The 14,966-nt window shown below is 72.4% G+C and carries 13 protein-coding genes; 4 read left to right on the top strand and 9 right to left on the bottom strand.

Translation table 11 applies throughout. The features are described from left to right. The 8 genes from ACFXPK_RS05330 to ACFXPK_RS05295 form a co-directional block, all read right to left on the bottom strand. On the bottom strand, positions 1–2,618 hold a 2,618-nt coding region (locus ACFXPK_RS05330), incomplete at its 3' end, for a substrate-binding domain-containing protein (RefSeq protein WP_385071858.1). 226 nt (positions 2,619–2,844) lie between these two features. Beyond that, complete coding sequence (locus ACFXPK_RS05325) at positions 2,845–3,813, bottom strand: polysaccharide lyase family 1 protein (RefSeq protein WP_385071855.1); 969 nt, start codon at positions 3,811–3,813, stop codon at positions 2,845–2,847. Between the two features lie 260 nt (positions 3,814–4,073). Next, positions 4,074–5,072: an ABC transporter substrate-binding protein gene (locus ACFXPK_RS05320; RefSeq protein ID WP_385071853.1), complete on the bottom strand. Its 999-nt coding sequence runs from the start codon at positions 5,070–5,072 to the stop codon at positions 4,074–4,076. A gap of 78 nt (positions 5,073–5,150) precedes the next feature. Continuing rightward, positions 5,151–5,960, bottom strand: coding sequence for an amino acid ABC transporter ATP-binding protein (locus tag ACFXPK_RS05315; protein WP_385071850.1), 810 nt, complete (start codon positions 5,958–5,960; stop codon positions 5,151–5,153). After that, positions 5,957–6,928, bottom strand: a complete 972-nt coding sequence (locus ACFXPK_RS05310; RefSeq protein ID WP_384997586.1) for an amino acid ABC transporter permease — start codon at positions 6,926–6,928, stop codon at positions 5,957–5,959. Before ACFXPK_RS05310 ends, ACFXPK_RS05315 begins: the two co-directional genes overlap by 4 nt. 16 nt (positions 6,929–6,944) lie before the next feature. Then, positions 6,945–7,892 (bottom strand): ABC transporter substrate-binding protein, encoded by a 948-nt coding sequence (locus ACFXPK_RS05305; protein ID WP_385071868.1) that lies wholly within the window; start codon positions 7,890–7,892, stop codon positions 6,945–6,947. Positions 7,893–7,905: 13 nt separating this feature from the next. Continuing rightward, the gene (locus ACFXPK_RS05300) at positions 7,906–8,487 is read right to left on the bottom strand and encodes a GNAT family N-acetyltransferase (RefSeq protein ID WP_385071846.1); all 582 of its coding nucleotides are present in this window, start codon (positions 8,485–8,487) and stop codon (positions 7,906–7,908) included. Then, positions 8,484–9,620, bottom strand: a complete 1,137-nt coding sequence (locus ACFXPK_RS05295) for an LLM class flavin-dependent oxidoreductase (RefSeq protein WP_384997582.1) — start codon at positions 9,618–9,620, stop codon at positions 8,484–8,486. Before ACFXPK_RS05295 ends, ACFXPK_RS05300 begins: the two co-directional genes overlap by 4 nt. A 618-nt stretch (positions 9,621–10,238) precedes the next feature. Here ACFXPK_RS05295 and ACFXPK_RS05290 point away from each other — a divergent pair. Further along, positions 10,239–11,294 (top strand): amino acid ABC transporter permease, encoded by a 1,056-nt coding sequence (locus tag ACFXPK_RS05290; protein ID WP_385071842.1) that lies wholly within the window; start codon positions 10,239–10,241, stop codon positions 11,292–11,294. Continuing rightward, positions 11,291–11,677 carry a hypothetical protein gene (locus ACFXPK_RS05285; protein WP_384997578.1) on the top strand — a complete coding sequence of 129 codons (387 nt, stop codon included), beginning with the start codon at positions 11,291–11,293 and terminating at the stop codon, positions 11,675–11,677. The genes ACFXPK_RS05290 and ACFXPK_RS05285 overlap by 4 nt, the downstream gene beginning before the upstream one ends. Before the next feature lie 87 nt (positions 11,678–11,764). On the opposite strand, the gene ACFXPK_RS05280 is transcribed toward ACFXPK_RS05285, so the two are convergent. Continuing rightward, on the bottom strand, positions 11,765–12,235 hold the full coding sequence (locus tag ACFXPK_RS05280; RefSeq protein WP_385071865.1) for a DUF5709 domain-containing protein: 471 nt from the start codon (positions 12,233–12,235) through the stop codon (positions 11,765–11,767). A 264-nt stretch (positions 12,236–12,499) separates the two neighbouring features. On the opposite strand from ACFXPK_RS05280, the gene ACFXPK_RS05275 reads away from it, so the two are divergent. Together ACFXPK_RS05275 and ACFXPK_RS05270 are read left to right on the top strand one after the other, a co-directional pair. Further along, on the top strand, positions 12,500–13,906 hold the full coding sequence (locus ACFXPK_RS05275; RefSeq protein WP_385071839.1) for an NADP-dependent succinic semialdehyde dehydrogenase: 1,407 nt from the start codon (positions 12,500–12,502) through the stop codon (positions 13,904–13,906). A gap of 35 nt (positions 13,907–13,941) precedes the next feature. After that, positions 13,942–14,907, top strand: coding sequence for a pirin family protein (locus ACFXPK_RS05270; RefSeq protein WP_384997574.1), 966 nt, complete (start codon positions 13,942–13,944; stop codon positions 14,905–14,907). The last annotated feature ends 59 nt before the right edge of the window (positions 14,908–14,966 follow it).

The raw sequence follows: 14,966 nt of genomic DNA, 5'->3' as shown, positions 1-14,966 counted from the left end.
GCCGTGCGCGCGACCCCCGGCGCGTGCGCGCGCGCCCGGGCGGCGGGGGGGGCCCGGCCGCCGGGGGTGGGCAGCGGCAGCTCCAGGGCGAACCGCAGCCGCCGCCCGGGGTGTTCGGTGACCAGCGAGCCGCCGTGCAGCATCGCCAGCCGGCCCGCCGTGGCCAGCCCGATCTCGGCCGCGCGCGGCCCGGCGGCCGAACGGTCCTGCTCCGGGCGGGAGTCGGCGCCCGCGCCGTGCCCCGGCTCAGCCCAGGTGACGGTGACCGTCACCCGGACCGACACCGGGCCCGGCCGGGCCGCGAGCGCCACCCGCCCGCTCCCCCCTGCATGGGAGTGCGCGGCCGACAGCAGATGCGTGACGATCTGCCCGAACCGGTCGCCGTCGACGGGGATCGCGGGCAGCCGCCCCGGCACCGCGACCGTCCACCGCCCCGCGCCGCCCGGCCCGCCGTGGCCGATGCCGTGCGCCGCGCCGTCCCCGTCCGGGGCGCGCGCCGCGAGGAACGCACCGAACGCGCGGACCAGCAGAGGGGCCGGATCCTGGAGCCGCCGGCTCAGATGCAGATCGTCCGCCTCGGACCGGGACAGGTCGAGCAGATTGTCGATCAGCCGCAGCAGATGGGAGGCGTCCCCGCGCACCAGGTCGAGCGCGGCACGCGGATCCGTCCCGGTGTGCCGCAGGATCGTCTCCACCGGGGTGCGCAGCTCGTCCGTCACCTGGTCCAGCAGCCGCGTCTTGAACCGGCTGGCCTGCTCCGCCGCGTCCCGCGCCCTGCGCACCTCGTCGAAGAGGCGTATCCCCTTCAGCGCCGCGCTGATCTGGTCACCGAGCGCGCGGTAGAGGGCCCCCGCGCGCCCGGCCTCCTCGGCGGTCCCCGCGTCGAAGACCGCGAAGCCGAGATGGTCGTCGCCGATGTGGAGCGGTTCGAGGACGAGCGTGAAGCGCCCCTCGCCCGGCAGGAGCGGATCGGGGAGCAGCAGCGAGGCCGGGAACGCCGCGTCGGCGGGCGGCGCGCCCCGGCCGCGTACGAACGGCTCGCCCCGCGTGGGCCGTTCGCCCCGGGTGAGCAGCGCCCTGGCCAGCCCGCGCACCGGCCGCTCCGCGCGCCGCCAGGTCTCGTCGTGGAGCACCAGCCGGCAGCGGGGCATCCCGGCGGCGGCCGTGTGGCGCTCCAGCACCTCGGTGAGCGCCTCCAGATCCACCACGGTCGTCAGATCCGTCCCCAGCTCCCGCAGCCGCTGCGACTGCTGGCCCTGCGCCCACCGCTCGTACTCCAGCAGCCGGTGCGCCTGTTCCGCGACGAGCAACCGGGCCTGTCCCAGGAGGAGTTCACCGTGGGCGCGGCCGGGGGCCGGCAGGGTGGCGACGACCGGGCCGCGCAGATGCGTCAGCGCCCCGTCCCAGGCCGCCGCGTCCTCGGCGGTACGGACATGCGCGCCGACCAGCCGTTCCAGCAACGGCAGGAACGCCCCGACGGTGTCCGCCTCCCGCCGCCGCTGCCCGGCCCGCAGGGTGTCCCCGTAGAAGGCGGCGGCGAGCCCCTGGGCGGCTCTGGGCAGCGGTGCGAACAGCTCGGCCTCCGTGGCCCGCCGTACCGGACCGGGGAGCGCCGCCGTACCGTCCCCGTCCTCGGGGGCGGGTCCGGACGCGGGGCCGGGTCCGGGGCCGTGCCGGGGCTCGGGGGAGACCAGCGGCGAGTGACAGCCGCAGGACCGGCGGACGACCAGCGTCCCGGGCACGGCGGTACGGGCGGGCGGGCGCGTCCCGCTCAGACGGGCCACGAGCGTGTCCACCGCGAGCGCCCCCAACTCCGCGAAGGGCAGGGCGACCGAGGTCAGCGGCGGGTCGGACAGCCGCGCCTCGGGGGAGTCGTTGAACCCCACGACGGCGACCTCCTCCGGCACCCGGACGCCCCGCGCCCTGAGGAACCGCAGCGCGTCGGCCGCCAGCACGTCGCTGCACGCGACCACCGCGTCGAAGTCCGTGCCGGGGACCATGCCCCGTGCCTCGATCAGCACCCGCATCGCCGACGCGCCCCCGCCCGCCCCGAAGTCCACCGCGGCGCAGGACAGGGCGCGTTCGTGCTCCACCTGGTGGCGCCCCAGCGCGGCGGCGTACGCGCGATAGCGTTCCTGGGAGACCGGGTTGGCCAACGGGCCCCGGATGCAGGCGAGTCGGCGGCGCCCGTGATGGACGACGAGATGGCCCACCGCCTCCCGCATCCCGGCGTACGAGTCCACGGTGAGGGTGTCCTCCTGGCCGCTGAGCGGCTGGTTGAGGCTCACCACGGGCAGATGCGCCAACTGCCGCATCAGACGCTCCGCGCGCTCGCCCGAGGCGGGCAGCCCGAGGGTGGAGCTCCAGCAGACGACGCCGTCCAGCCGGGCGGGGCCCACCAGTTCGTACAGGGCGCTGCGCGGGACGTCGCCGTGGCGCAGGGGTCCGCCGGGGAAACAGATCAGGTTGACGTCGTCCCGTTCCGCGGCGGCGAGGGCGCCCGACCAGAGGGTGGCGCCGACCCCGAGATGGATGTTGGCCGTGACGAGCCCGATCGTCGGCCGCCGCGCACCGGCCGGACGGGACGGACCGGTTGGGCCGGGTGGGTCGTCAGCCATGGAGGTGCCTCGCTCACCGGCAGGTGCCGTCCGCCGTCGGCCGCGTGTCCGCGGGCCTCGGGAAACGTAGACGAGGCCACGGGCCGGGGCAAGACCGGCGGCGGGCGGAAGTCCGCGGGTCCTGCCCCGGCCCGTGGGCCCGGTGCCCGGCCGGGTGGCGGCGGGGCACCGGGATGTGGGGGGTGTGGGGGGAGACAACGAGGTGAGCGGGGGGAGCGGCGTACGGTCAGATCTTGCCGACGCCCGCGCCCGCCGTCACCGACGCCTTGACGGACGAGGCGCTTTCGGCGGAGTAGCTGTACGGGATGGCCGCCACACTGCCGCCGGTCTGGCCGGCCGTGGAGTTCACGAAGGTGTTGTTCCGCGCGGCCAGGGATCCGGCGGAGGAGGCCGCCTCACCGAGGTGGTAGGTGTCCTTGACGTTCTCGAAGTAGTTGGCCTCGACCAGGACGCCCGCGCTCTCCGTGGACGCGACGCCGTAGGAACCGATGTTGCTGAAGTAGTTGTTCAGCACGTGGACCGGGTTGCCGAAGCGCACCCGCGGGTTGCGCTGCGTCGTACCGTCGAACCAGTTGTGGTCGTAGGTGACCTTCAACTTGCCGCTGTCCTCGGAGGCGTTGCTGTCGGAGTGCCCGAGCAGCATGTTCTTGTCCTGGTTGTGGGCCCGGTTCCACGAGACGGTGACGTTCGTGGACGCCCGCTTGATGTCCACACCGCCGTCGTAGGCGTTGGAGATGTCGTTGTGGTCGATCCAGACATTGGTGGAGTACTCGACGTTGATCGCGTCGTCGTTGGAGCCGGTGAAGGTGAGATTCTGGATGATCACGTTGTTGACCTTGCTGACATTGAGGCCGCTGCCCGTGATCCGGCCCGCCGTGCCCACTCCGACGACGGTCTTGTTCGCCGTCACCTTGGTCATGCTGCTCAGCGCGACGGTGCCGTTCACCCTGACGATGAGGGCACCGCTGCGCTGGACCGCCTCGGTGAACTGGGCCGCGTTCGTGACCGTGACGGTGCTGCCTCCGGCGCCGCCGGTGGTGGCGGCGCCGAATCCGCGCGGCGCCGCGGCGGCGGTCGGCGCGTCGTCCTGCGGGGCCGGGGCGCCGTTGGCGGCGGTCGCTCCGGTGAGTGCCAGCGCGACAGCGGTCGTCGCGGCGGCGATGGCGAGGGTGTGCCGTGCGCTCGTCCTGCGCATGGGGTTCTCCGTCCGTGGGGTTTCTGGAGAGTGTGTACGGGTGCGCCGGTGCCGCGCGGCTGGCACGCTTCGAGGCTAGGACGATTCCTGTGGACGATGACGCGACCTGTGTGGACTATTCCGCGCGGCGCTGACGGGACGAACGGGACGGCTGCCGACGGGGACGGGACGGCTGCGCCGACGGGACGGGATGGCTGCGCCGACGGGACGGGAACGCCGGGGGCGGCGCCGCGCGGAGTGGCCCCGGCGGCGCCGCGCCGCTACGAGGCGGTCTTCGGCAGTCCCGGCGGGTTCAGCTCCGAGGACGGCACGGCCTCGTCCCCGAGCCCCCAGCGCTTCAGGACCTTGGCGTACGTCCCGTTCTCGATCACGGCGTTCAGCGCCTCGTGGACGGGCTTGATCAGGCCGTTGTCCTTCTTCGTGGTGGCGGCGATCTTCCCCTGGAGCGCGTCCCCGGCCCCCGAGAACGTCCCGACGATCTCGGTCCGTCCGGTGGAGGCGGCGTGGTACGCGGCGACCGGGTTGGGGCCGAAGTAGGCGTCGAGCCGGCCGGAGCCGAGCGCCAGGTAGTAGTCGCTGGTGTTCTGGTAGATCTTGATGTCGGTGGGCTTCAGGCCCTTCGCCACATTGGACGCGCTCCAGTCGACCAGCACCTTCTCCTGGTTGGTGCCGGAGGCCACACCGATGGCCTTGCCGGCGACGTCGCGTGGCCCCTTCACCCGCCAGTCGGACCCCTTCTTCGCCTCGAACGCGATGTTGTCGAGCCGGTAGGTGGCGAAGTCGTACTTCTCCTTGCGCTCCTCGGTCACCGTGATGTTGCTGAGTCCGAGGTCGTACTTGCCGCTGTCCAGCCCGACGAAGATGTTCGCCCAGTCGACCGGGTGGTAGCGCAGCTTGAGCCCGAGGACGTCCGCGACGAGCGAGGCGATGTCGGGCTCCACCCCGATCACGGTCCGGTCGTCGGTGGCGTAGAACGTCAACGGCGGTACGGAGCCAGCCGAGTTGACGACATCCAATGTGCCCTTCGCACGGATCTCGGCGGGCACGAGCGCGGCGATGGAGGCCACCTCGGAGGTGGAGACCCGCTTCTGGTCGGGGCCCAGGTTGATCTGGACGCCGTCGCCGGAACCGGCCGTGGCCGCGCCGGAGCCCGGTGCGGAGCCCGTGCCGTCGGCCGGGTCGCCGCAGGCGGTGAGCGACAGGGCGGAGACGAGACCGAGCAGGGCGGCGGCGATACGGAAGTGACGTCGGGGCGGCACGGGACGACTCCTTGACGGGGGAGAGAGAAAGGGTGAGGAGAGTGCAGGCAGCAGGAGAGAGAGCAAGGAAGCCGGTGGTCAGAGGACCTTCGACAGGAACGCTTTCGTCCGCGCGTGGCGCGGCCGGTCCAGTACGTCCGCGGGCGGACCCTGCTCGACGATCACACCGTCGTCCATGAAGACGACGGTGTCGGCGACCTCACGGGCGAAGCCGATCTCATGGGTGACGACGATCATGGTGGTGCCGCTGCGGGCCAGGTCCTTGATCACATCGAGGACCTCGCCCACCAGTTCCGGATCGAGCGCGGAGGTCGGCTCGTCGAAGAGCAGCACCTTGGGCTCCGGCGCGAGGGCGCGGGCGATGGCCACGCGCTGCTGCTGGCCGCCGGAGAGCTGGCGCGGATAGGCGTCCGCCTTGTCGCTGAGCCCCACCCGTTCGAGCAGCGCCGCGGCCTGCGCGAGCGCCGTCGCGCGCGGCCGGCGCAGCGCCGAGACCGGCGCCTCGATGATGTTCTCGACCACAGTGAGATGCGGGAAGAGATGGAAGTTCTGGAAGACGAAGCCGATGTGCAGACGCTGTTTCAGGACCTCCCGCTCCTTGAGTTCGTGCAGCTTGTTGCCGGAGCGGCGGTAGCCGATCAGCTCGCCGTCGATGGTGACGCGGCCGCGGTCGAGCTTTTCGAGATGGTTGATGCCGCGCAGCAGGGTCGACTTGCCGGAGCCGGACGGGCCGAGGACGACGGCTACCTCTCCGGCGCCCACCTGGAGATCGACCCCGCGCAGCACTTCGAGGGACCCGAAGCTCTTGTGGACACCGCGAATGTCGACCATCGGACGGGCGCCGGACGGGGCCGTGCCCGTCGGGGCGGGGACGGGGGCCGTGCTCATTTCTGGAAACCTCCGGTGGCGGCGGCGGTCCGCATCCTGTGGGCGAAGGCCCTGGCCCGCTGGAGCGGGGTGGGCGGGGGAGTGCGCTCGGCGCCGCGCGCGAAGTGCCGCTCCACGTAGTACTGGACGACGGAGAGCAGGGTGGTCAGCAGGATGTACCAGACGGTGGCGACCATCAGCAGCGGTACGACCCGGCCGTTCCTGCCGTAGACCACCTGCACCTGGTAGAACAGCTCGCCGATGGCCATCACCGAGACGATCGAGGTGCCCTTGAACAGCGAGATCACCTCGTTCGCCGCGTTGGGCAGGATCCCGCGCATCGCCTGCGGCAGCAGAATGCGCCGGAGCTGACGCGTCCGGGGGATGCCCAGCGCCGCCGCCGCCTCCAACTGCCCGCCGTCGACCGAGATGATCCCGCCGCGGACGATCTCCGCGGCGTAGGCGGCCTGGTGCAGCGCCAGACCGATGACCGCGGCCGACAGCGCGCCGACCAGATTCATCGTGTCGAAGCTCCACAGCACCGGGCCGAAGGGGATGCCGACCCCCAACTCCTCGTACAGATAAGCCAGGTTGAACCAGAAGAGAAGCTGGACGATCAGCGGGATGGAACGGAAGGCCCAGATGTACGTCCAGGCGACGGTCTGGAGGATCACACTCCTGCTGAGCCGCATGAAGGCGAGGACCACACCGAGCGCGAAGCCCAGCGCCGTTCCGTAGAGCGTGAGTTGGAGCGTGACCCAGACGGCCTTGAGGATCGTGTCGGCGGTCAGGTAGCGGAAGAACGTGTCCCACTCCCAGCCCGGGTTGGTGACCAGGCCGTGGGTGAACTGGGTGACGAGGACGAGCGCCGCCGCACCGGCCGCCCAGCGCCAGTAGTGGCGCGCCGGAACGACGGTGAGCGAAGCGGACTCGTCCTCGTACGGGGTCCGGTAGGAGACCGGAGCGGGGGCCGGCGGCGAGACGTTCATCAGAGGCTCCTTCCGGTCACTTCTGCTCGGGGGGACTGATCCGGGACTCCTCGATGGCGGACTCCCCCGTCCCCCACTTGTCGAGGATCCTGCGGTACGTACCGTCCTCGATCAGCTCGTTGACGGCCGCCTGGAACGCCTTCAGCAGCGGGGACCCCTTCTTGAACGCGAACCCCACGTCCAGCCGGTGGTACTCGTTCAGGAACCGGGTACCGGCGGCGGGCTGGGCCGCCTGGTGGCGCAGCCCGTTGATCGTCGACATCACCACCTCGACCCGGTTCTGCTGGAGGCTGGTGAGCAGCGACCCGTTGTCCGAGTAGACGTGCACCTGGTACGGCTTTCTGCCCCGGGCGGCGCAGACCTTCTTCTCGGCTTCGAGCGTCGCCTCGAACGTGGTGCCCGCGCCCACCCCGATCGACCTGCCGCAGAGCTGGTCGAGCCGGGTCACCTCGTCCAGGCTCGTGTCGTCCTCGCGGACGGCGAACCCCTGCCCGTCGTTGATGTACGTGACGAAGTCGATCGTCCTGCGGCGCTCGTCGGTGACACCGAAGTTGCCGGTGCCCACGTCGTACTTGCCGCTGTCGAGGGCGGGCAGGATCGCGTCGAAACTCGCCTGCTGCCGTGTCAGCCGTACCCCCAGCAGGGTGGAGACGGCGTCGGCGATGTCGACGTCCTGGCCGGCCGGGACCTTGCTCGACGTGCTGGGGAAGTAGGAGCTGGGCGGTGCGCCCACGGAGGCCCCGAGTGTGAGCGTGCCGCGCTCGCGCACCTCCTGGGGCAGCAGCTTCGTCAGCTCGGGGTTCTTCCTCAGCGCGGCGGTGACGTCCGTGGAGGGCGCGGCGGGGCCCGCCTCCTCCCCGGTCGCCGGGTCCGAGCCGCAGCCCGTCAGGAGCGGCAGGACCAGGGCGGCCGTGATCACGCCCATGGCGGCGCGGCGCACGGGCCGGAACCGGCCCGGGTTCAGGGTGGGCACGCGGTCATCCCTCTCTCTCGGCGGAGCCTGGGGCGGATCCGCCGGTGGTTCTCCGTGAGGACCTGCCGGTCGCGGCCGGTGCCGGTGCCGGCGCCGGGGCCGTGAGACGCTTCCCGAACGGCAGCGGGCCGATGGTCTCCGGGTCCGCCGTCGTGTCGAACAGCGGTGTGTACCCCGCCGCCAGATAGAGCCCCCGCGCCTCCGGCTGGCGCGGTCCGGTGGTGAGATGGATCCGGCGGTAGCCGCGTACGGCCGCGAGGTGTTCCAGCTCCGCGACGACCCGCCGCGCGAGCCCGCGCCGCCGGTGCGCGGAGTGGGTCCAGATCCGCTTCAGCTCAGCGGTGTGCTCGTCGTAGCGGCGGAACGCGCCCCCGGCGACCGGCACACCGTGCTCCAGCAACAGCAGCAGCTCCCCGTGCGGAGGGGCGAACTCCTCGGCGGGATAACGGGCCAGCTCGCCGTGCGCGTCCTTGCCGTACCGCGTCGAGTACTCGTTCCCCAGCTCCTCCAGCATCGGCCGCACCAGCGGGTCCGCGACCGTGGTCCGCCGCCAGGTCAGACCGCGGGGCCGGGCGACGGAGGTCATCGGGCGGCCTCGGCCAGGGTCTCCGTACCGCGCGGCGCGCCCGCCGCCTCACGCCGGGCGACCTCCGCGCGCACCAGCGGGATGACATGGCGTCCGAAGTCGATGGCGTCGCCCAGCAGGTCGTACCCGCGGGCGGAGATGATGTCCACACCGAGGTCGTAGTAGTCCAGCAGCGCCCGGGCGACCGTCTCCGGTGTGCCGACCAGCGCGTTGGAGTTGCCCGCGCCACCCGTCGCGGCGGCCGTCGGCGTCCACAGGGCCCGGTCGAACCGCTCGCCCGACTCGGCGATCGCGATCAGCCGCTGCGCCCCGGTGTTCTCCGGGGCGAGCCGGGAGTGATGCCGTACGAGCGCCCCTTCGCCCTGCGCGGTACGGTCCTTGATCGCCGCGACCGTACGGTGCGCCTTCTCCCAGGCCAGCTCCTCCGTGGGGGCGATGATCGGCCGGAACGCCACCTGGAAGCGCGGCGGCGCCGTACGCCCGGCGGCCCGTGCGGCGGCCTTCACCGCCTCGATCTGCTCCGCCGTCCGCGCCAGCGGCTCGCCCCACAGGGCGTAGATGTCGGCCTCGGCGCCGCCCGCCGCGTACGCCGCGGGCGAGGAGCCGCCGAACGAGACGTCGGGGCGGGGCTGTTGGACGGGAAAGACATCGCTGACGAAGTCATGGAAGCGGTAGTGCTCGCCCTCGTGGTCGAAGGGCTCGTGCGAGGTCCAGATCCGCTTGACGATCTCGATGTACTCCCGAGTGCGGGTGTAGCGCCGGTCCTTGGTGAGCGTGTCGCCCTCACGGCCCTGCTCGCGGTCGTTGCCCCCGGTGATGAAGTGGACCGTGAGCCGTCCGTCGCTGATCCGGTCCAGGGTGGCGAAGGTCTTCGCGGCGAACGTCGGGTACGAGACGTTCGGCCGGTGTGCGAGGAGGATCTCCAGCCGGTCCAGCCGGGAGGCGATGTAGGCGGCGGCGGGCGCCGGATCGGGCGAGCCGGAGCCGTACGCGAAGAGCACCCGGTCCCAGTCGTGGTCCTCGTGGGCGCGGGCGAGCCTGAGCGTGTACTCCTTGTCGAACGAGGCGCCGGAACGGGGAGTCGTCTCCGACCCGTTGTGGGTGGCGGCGATACCGAGGAACTCCACAGGCATGACGGACCTTTCGTACGGAGCCGGGGCGCGGCGGGGCAGCGGAAGGCATGCCGAACGGACCCCGTGGCAGGGAGACATGAGCGCGTGCGTGACGACGGAGGCGGATCAGGAAGAGCCGGGGGAGAGCGGCAGCGTGCGCCCGGTGAGAGGAGAGAGCTCGGCCCGCGACGGGGTCACCGAGGGAGGGAGGGGCCGGTCAGGCGGCCCGCTGCCGGGTCAGGCGCGACAAGAGGCGGACCACACGCGACCGAAGTCGATGTGGCCGCGGGTGACCAACGGCTGCTGCTTCTGCATGGTGTCAATTGAGCACGGGAGGTCACGCGAAGTCAACACGTGCTCGCCCTGCGAGCGGACCGGCCCGCCCGCCGCCGGTCTCCGCCCCGGCGCCCCGGCGCCCCCGGCGTACCCGCGGGGCCCGGCGGCGCACTTGACAGCGGTCCGTCGTACGCCCGTACGATCCAGGGGTGTGCGGTACCGGCCGTACGGACACCACTCTGTCCGTCGTTACGAACTCCGGTACGCACCGGCCGCGTTGAGGGACGCGGTACGTGTGACGACGCCCGCCGCCCGGTCCGTGCCACCGACCGCACCCCGCCGCCACCCCGCCGGAGCCCTCACATGTCCCTGTCGCCCTCGCTCGACGGACCCCGCACCACCCGCGCGTCCACCCCGCCCGGAACCTCCCCGCTCCACCGGGACCCGGCGGAACCCGACGAGATCATCCGTATCGTCCCCCGGCGCCGTCCCGGCCGCTGGCTGTCGGCCGGGGTCGCCCTGCTCGCCCTCGCGATGGCCGTCAACTCCGTCGTCCGCAACGAGCGGTTCCAATGGGGCGTGGTCGGCCGGTACTTCACCACCCCCGCCGTCCTCGACGGCCTGCTGCTCACCCTCTGGCTGACCGCCGCCGTGATGGTGCTCGGCTTCCTCCTCGGCACCGCCCTCGCCGTGATGCGCCTCTCCGCCAACCCTGTTCTGAACGCGCTCAGTTGGGGCTACATCTGGATCTTCCGCGCCACACCGCTGCTGGTGCAGCTCCTCTTCTGGTTCAACATCGGCGCGCTCTACCCGACCCTGGGCCTCGGCATCCCCTTCGGCCCGGAGTTCCTCACCTTCAAGACGGTGAACCTCTTCGGTCCCACCCTCACCGCGCTCATCGGACTCACCCTGCACGAGGCCGCCTACGCGGCCGAGGTGGTGCGCGGCGGCATCCTCTCCGTGGACGCCGGCCAGACGGAGGCCGCCGCCTCCCTCGGGCTGAGCCGGTGGCGGGTGCTGCGCCGGGTGGTCGTGCCGCAGGCGATGCGCTCGATCGTCCCCACGGCGGGCAACATGCTCATCGGCACCCTCAAGGGCACCAGCATCATCAGTGTGCTCGCGGTGCAGGACCTGCTCTACTCCGTACAGCTCGTCTACAACCGCACGTACCAGATCATCCCGCTGCTGATGGTCGCGACCCTCTGGTACGTCCTCGTCACGACCGTCCTGTCCGTGGCGCAGTTCTTCGTCGAGCGTCACTACGCACGCGGCGCGGCCCGCGAACTGCCGCCCACTCCGCTGGAGCGGCTGCGCGACCGGGTCACCGCGGTGTCCGTCCGGGTAGCGGCCTCGCGCCGCCGGGGAGAGCCTGGAAGGGAGAGCCCCCGAGACGATGGCGGAGAGGAACGATCCACGTGAACAGTGCGGACGAGGCGGCAGCGCCGGCCCACCCCGGGGCAGAGGTCGTGGTGGCCCTCACCGGCGGGGCGAAGGAGGACGCGCACGCGGTGTTCGGCGCGCTCCGTACGGCCTACATCTGCGACCGGGCCCCCGACGATCTCCCGCAGAACGTGCCCGGTGTGCGCTCGACGGTGTGGATCGCGACCTTCGACGCCACGGAGGTACGGCACGATCCCGCGGCCACCCGGCTCACGGCGCCGGTGGTGGCCACCCTCCAGGGCGGCTACACGGCGGTGGAGCATGTACGCCGGACCCTGGCCTCGGCGTTCGCCGTCCGTGTCGTCGGCAAGGCGTCCGGCGACCAGGAGGAGGAGATCCAGGTACGCCTGGAGAACCGCTGAGCCGGGTTCCTGTCCTGTCCCGTTCGGCCGAACGGGACAGGACAGGAACAGCGTCACTCCCAGGACGGGAACAGCGTCACTCCGGGGTCACCCCGTGTCCGCCTCGGGCGCCTCCGCGGCGTCGGCCTCGGCGATGAGATGGACGGCCGCCTCCTCCGCCGACGCGGCGGCGCCGTCGATCCCCACATCGCTGGCGATCATGTCCTTCTCCGCGTCCTCGTGGGCGCCCTCGTCGGGGGCCACCAGCCGCCCGGACCGGTCGTCGCCCACCTCGTCGTCCAGTTGCTCGCCCTCGCCGTACGGCAGGTCCCCGATGCCGTCCCCGTCCAGCGGGCTCAGCTCGGGGACCTCCTCGGCGAGCCGCTGTTCGAGCGACTCGCCCGCGGCGCGCTCGGCGGCGGTCGTCCCGCTGCTCTCCACACCCAGCGGGCGTTCGGGCGGCGACCAGCCCTCGTCGAAGGGGTCGGAGCCGCGGTCCAGCAGCGTGTCCTCGGCGTCGAGGATGCCCTCGTCCTCGCCGATGTCGGAGCCGTCGGGCTGATAGACCTCGTCGCCCATCTCCGGTCCGCCGTCGCCGCTCACGTCGCTCTCCGTTCTCCTCGCTCCCGTGGCCAGGACCCGCCGTGGCCGGTCCCTGTCCTCCCACCCTCCCACCTCTCCTCCCCGTGTCAAACCGCCGGTGGCCGGCCGTACGGCGCCCGCCCGGCCACGTGGCGCCGTACCTCTCCGTACCTCCCCTGTTGCGCGGCGCGGTGAGTCGGGGAAAGGTCCTGAAGAGCCGGGAGTACGCGGGCCGGCGGCCGAGTTCGAGGAGGAATCGCCATGCCCATCGCGACGGTGAACCCCGCCAGCGGGGAGACGCTGCTGACCTTCGACCCGCTGGGGTCCGAGGATGTCGTGGCCCGCCTGGCGGCGGCCCACGGCGCGTTCCGGCAGTACCGCACCACCGGCTTCGCCGAGCGGGCGAGACTGCTGAACCGCGCCGCCGACCTGCTGGAGCACGACGAGGCCGACATCGCCCGCACCATGACCACCGAGATGGGCAAGCCGGTCGCCGCCGCCCGCGCCGAGGCCGCCAAGTGTGTGAAGGCGATGCGCTGGTACGCCGACCGGGCCGCCGTGCTGCTCGCCGACGAGCACCCCTCGGACGCCGACGTGAAGGACTCCGGCGCCGCCCGGGCCGTCGTCCGCCACCGCCCGCTCGGGGTGGTCCTCGCCGTCATGCCGTGGAACTTCCCCCTCTGGCAGGTCGTACGGTTCGCCGCCCCCGCGCTCATGGCCGGCAACGTGGGCCTGCTCAAACACGCCTCGAACGTCCCGCAGACCGCGCTCTACCTGGAGGACCTCTTCCGCCGGGCCGGCTTCCCCGACGGCTGTTTCCAGACACTGCTCGTGGGCTCGGACGCCGTGGAGGCGGTCCTTCGCGACCCCCGAGTGGCCGCCGCCACCCTCACCGGCAGCGAACCGGCCGGCCGCGCCGTCGCCGCGGTCGCGGGCGACGAGATCAAGAAGACCGTCCTGGAGCTGGGCGGCAGCGACCCGTACGTGGTGATGCCCTCCGCGGACATCGAACGGGCGGCGCGGACCGCGGTCACCGCCAGGACGCAGAACAACGGCCAGTCGTGCATCGCCGCCAAGCGCTTCATCGTCCACGAGGACGTGTTCGACGCCTTCGCCGCCCTGTTCACCGCCGGCATGCGCGATCTGACGGTCGGCGACCCGCTGGACGAGTCCACGGACATCGGCCCGCTCGCCAGCGAACGGGGCCGCGCCGACCTGGAGGAACTGGTCGAGGACGCGCTGCGGCACGGGGCGACCGCGCTGTGCGGCGGCCGGCGCCCCGAGGAGTACGGCAAGGGCTGGTTCTACGAACCGACCGTCCTCGCCGGGATCACCGACGCGATGCGCATCCACCACGAGGAGACCTTCGGCCCCGTCGCCACCCTCTACCGGATCAGCGATCTCGACGAGGCCGTCGCACTCGCCAACGACACCCCGTTCGGGCTCAGCTCCAACGTGTGGACGCGCGACGAGGCCGAGATGGGCCGCTTCGTACGCGACCTGGAGGCGGGCGGTGTGTTCTTCAACGGGATGACGGCCTCGCACCCGGCCCTGCCCTTCGGCGGAGTGAAGCGCTCGGGCTACGGGCGGGAGCTGTCCGGGCAGGGCATCCGCGCGTTCTGCAACACGACCACGGTGTGGTACGCCCCGGACACCGTCGATGCCTGACCGTACGGGTCCCCCCTGGCGCTAGATTGGTCGGCATGAGCAATCTTGATCGTCAGGCCACCGCCACCGTCTGCGGCGGTCGCGGCTTCGTCGTCGCCGAGCCGGTACGAGAACTGCTGAGCCCCCGCGCCGTCCGGTTGGGCGAGTCCACCGAGGTCCGCAGGCTGCTGCCCAACCTCGGCCGCCGCATGGTGGGCGCGTTCGCCTTCGTCGACCACTACGGGCCCGACGACATCGCCGACGAGCCCGGGATGCAGGTCCCGCCGCACCCGCACATGGGGCTCCAGACGGTGAGCTGGCTGCACGACGGCGAGGTGCTGCACCGCGACAGCCTCGGCAGCCTCCAGACCGTACGTCCGCGTGAGCTCGGCCTGATGACCGCGGGCCGGGCGATCTCCCACTCGGAGGAGAGCCCGCGCTCCCACGCCCGCTTCCTGCACGGCGCGCAGCTCTGGGTGGCGCTCCCGGACGCCCACCGCGAGGTCACCCCGCACTTCCAGCACCACGCCGACCTGCCCGAGGTCACCGCGCCGGGGCTGGCCGCCACCGTCATCCTGGGCGCACTCGACGGAGCGGTCTCCCCGGGCACCACGTACACCCCCCTGGTCGCCGCGGACCTCGCCCTGGCCGGTGGCACCGAGGCCCGGCTGCCGCTCGAACCCGACTTCGAGTACGCGGTGCTGTGCATGTCCGGCGAGACCGAGGTCGACGGGGTGCCGGTGGTCCCCGGCTCCATGCTCTACCTGGGCTGCGGACGGACCGAACTCCCCCTGCGCGCGCTGTCCGACGCCGGGCTGATGCTTCTCGGCGGCGAGCCCTTCGAGGAGGAACTGGTCATGTGGTGGAACTTCGTGGGCCGTTCGCACGAGGAGATCGAGCGGGCCAGGAAGGACTGGATGGAGACCTCCCGCTTCGGAGAGGTGACCGGCTACGCGGGCGAGCGGCTGCCCGCCCCGGAACTGCCGCCGGTGGCGCTGAAACCGCGCGGACGGGTGCGCTGACCCGGGGCGGTGGGGCCGGAAGGGGTCCCACCGCCTGCCCGGATCGGCCGCGGCGCGGT

This window comes from Streptomyces sp. NPDC059142 (assembly GCF_042755665.1).
Lineage (GTDB): Bacteria > Actinomycetota > Actinomycetes > Streptomycetales > Streptomycetaceae > Streptomyces.
This window is presented reverse-complemented; position numbering and strand designations above follow the sequence as displayed.

What these genes read in the sequence shown, in the direction of transcription:
- ACFXPK_RS05290 (WP_385071842.1), top strand. Translation starts at nt 10,239, where the DNA reads ATGTCCCTGTCGCCCTCGCTCGACGGACCCCGCACCACCCGCGCGTCC.
- ACFXPK_RS05325 (WP_385071855.1), bottom strand. Translation starts at nt 3,813, where the DNA reads ATGCGCAGGACGAGCGCACGGCACACCCTCGCCATCGCCGCCGCGACG.
- ACFXPK_RS05300 (WP_385071846.1), bottom strand. Translation starts at nt 8,487, where the DNA reads ATGACCTCCGTCGCCCGGCCCCGCGGTCTGACCTGGCGGCGGACCACG.
- ACFXPK_RS05275 (WP_385071839.1), top strand. Translation starts at nt 12,500, where the DNA reads ATGCCCATCGCGACGGTGAACCCCGCCAGCGGGGAGACGCTGCTGACC.
- ACFXPK_RS05310 (WP_384997586.1), bottom strand. Translation starts at nt 6,928, where the DNA reads ATGAACGTCTCGCCGCCGGCCCCCGCTCCGGTCTCCTACCGGACCCCG.
- ACFXPK_RS05280 (WP_385071865.1), bottom strand. Translation starts at nt 12,235, where the DNA reads ATGGGCGACGAGGTCTATCAGCCCGACGGCTCCGACATCGGCGAGGAC.
- ACFXPK_RS05295 (WP_384997582.1), bottom strand. Translation starts at nt 9,620, where the DNA reads ATGCCTGTGGAGTTCCTCGGTATCGCCGCCACCCACAACGGGTCGGAG.
- ACFXPK_RS05270 (WP_384997574.1), top strand. Translation starts at nt 13,942, where the DNA reads ATGAGCAATCTTGATCGTCAGGCCACCGCCACCGTCTGCGGCGGTCGC.
- ACFXPK_RS05315 (WP_385071850.1), bottom strand. Translation starts at nt 5,960, where the DNA reads ATGAGCACGGCCCCCGTCCCCGCCCCGACGGGCACGGCCCCGTCCGGC.